Here is a 2,350-nt window from a genome sequence, read left to right on the forward strand (position 1 = left end):
CACACTTCAACGTGATCGCCGACAGACTGAACCCGAGCAGATCATGCAAGTCACGAGCAAAACGGAGCCGCTCCGTCGTCACCGCCAGACGGGCGATCTCCGTACGGGAGCGGTGCAGTTCGGAAGCCAGCTGGGCCATGCGGGACAGGCCGAAAACGACCAAGGCACAGATCGGGGTGTACGCCGCCTCGTAAATCACTTCCAGGGACGCGTTGCCCGCCGCGTACCAGGCCTCGGTGGTGACCGCGGTCATCAGGGCGACGGCGGGCCAGGCGGCCGGAGCGGGGAGAAGCAGCAGGGCCGAGCCTGCCACGAAGCCGGGCAGACCGAGCCAGGCATCCCCAAGGAACAGGTACGGCACGAACTGGATCAGTGCCATCACACCCAGCGTCCCGTACCGGAGTGCGCGGGTACTCCGGGTCACCTCGTCGAACCGCCGGTGAAACGACACCACGAGTTGCAGCCCGAGCAGGGCCAGCATGCAGAGTTCCGCACCGACCGCCTTGCCGGTCGGCAGCCGGAAGGATTGCACGATCACGGAGTTGGCGAGCAAGTAGCCGATCAGGACGGCCACGGCGATCCTGCCGGCCACCCGGGGGGCCACGGCAGCGTGGCCGAACCCGCGCGCCTGCGGTGCCGTGTCCGACGGACGGTCCTGCCCAGCCTGGTTCGCGGGCGGCGCGGGCGTGGTGCCCGGCTCGGGACATTCACCCACGGGTACGGAGGCAGTGAGCCGGAAGCAGCCGTTCTCGCCAGGGCCGTGCGCCAGGGTGCCGCCGAGCGCCTGGATCCGTTCGTCGAGTGCCGCGAGCCCACCATCCGTGCCGTTCTTCGCCTGCCGTCCCGACCGCCCCACGCCGTCGTTGGTGAGCGTCAGCAGCACGGCACCGTCACGCCGCGTGGCGGTGATCTCGCACTGCTCGGCCTTGCTGTGCCGCAGCATGTTCGTGAGCCCCTCGCGCAGCACGGTGGCAAGAACGGTGTCCACTGGTCCCGACAGCACCCTCGCGTCGAAACTCAGGGTGGTCCGGATTCCGGCGGCCTCCAGCATCGACACCGCGGCGTCCGCCTCGCCCCGCAACGACATCTCGCGGTAGCCCCGGCTGACCGAACGCACATCGGCAAGCGCCTTGCGCGAGGTACGCAGAATCTGCGCCAGCTCCTCCTGAGCCTTCGTCGGAGAATCCGCGAACAACCGGTACGCAAGCTCGCACTTCAGCGTGATCGCGGACAGACTGAAGCCGAGAACGTCGTGCAGGTCGCGGGCGAACCGCAACCGCTCCCTTGCCACGGCGAGCCGCGAAAGCTCCGCACGTGAACGGTGCAGCTTCACGATCAGGTCCGACATCCTCGAAAGACCGACCACGATCAGGGCGATCAAAATGGCGTCGACGATGCTGTAGAGAATGGTGACCGCGTCGTCCCCGTTGTTCACCATGCCCAGGAAGGTGGCGACGGTCACGGCGCCGAAGAGGGGCCAGCCGAGCACCGCCGGGAACACCAGCACAGCGGATGCTGCGAGGAACGCCTGCATACCGCCCCACGCGTCCCCGACCGACAGCATCGGAACGTAGCTGAGCAACGCCTGTAGCAACCACGTCGCGTACCGATACCGACGCAGCTCCAGAAGGAACCCCGGGAAGGAATGGCCGAGTTGCAGAACCAGGATCGCGCCGAAGCCGAATACGGCATCGACGCGCTCCCAGACCGGCGGATGCTGGACCCACAGGAAAGCGCCATCGATCACGAAGAAGCCGATCAGCACCCCCGCGGTGATGGCGATCGCCGTGCGTCGCGGCAGCACGGCGACGTCCTCACCCGCCGGTTCCCCGTCCGTGCGGCCGACCGCATCGGTCCCCAAGACTCCCCCATGAGCTTGCGTTTCTTCGGTTGTGGGTGGTGCATCGCGCGTAGACCCCGCTGTCGCTGTGGCGAGGCGTGCGAACGCTGCCCTGGTGCCCCGCGCGTCAGGAGGCGGCCGCGAGGAGCTCGACCTCGGCCTTCAGCTCGAACCGGCCGTCCGGCCGAGCCCCCGCCTCCAGGCGGCCGTTCACCGCGTTGACCCGGGTGGTCAGATTGCCGATCCCGCTGCCGCCGTTGACCTTCGAGTCAAGACCAGGCGCAGCGCACCCGTCCACGCCGTCGTTGACCAGCGTGAGCCGCACGCCGGCGGCGGTTCGCTCCGCCGTGATCTCGCAATGGGCCGCCTTGCTGTGCCGCAGCATGTTGGTCAGACCCTCACGCAGCATGGTCGCGAGCACGGTCTCCACATCGCCGGGCAGCTCACCACAGTCGGTGTCGACGGTCGCCCGGATCCCCACCCCGGCCAGCATCGCGGTAGCACTCTCCG

General features: G+C 68.3%; 2 protein-coding genes. Both read right to left on the bottom strand.

The window, feature by feature from the left end; translation table 11 throughout:
* The coding region (locus ABD346_RS38295; RefSeq protein ID WP_344380936.1) for a sensor histidine kinase at positions 1-1,861 on the bottom strand (1,861 nt) is incomplete at its 3' end.
* Between the two features lie 106 nt (positions 1,862-1,967).
* Positions 1,968-2,350: sensor histidine kinase (locus ABD346_RS38300; protein WP_425583056.1), on the bottom strand; the 383-nt coding region annotated here is incomplete at its 5' end.

The sequence above is a fragment of the Streptomyces mauvecolor genome, assembly GCF_039532965.1.
Lineage (GTDB): Bacteria > Actinomycetota > Actinomycetes > Streptomycetales > Streptomycetaceae > Streptomyces > Streptomyces violascens.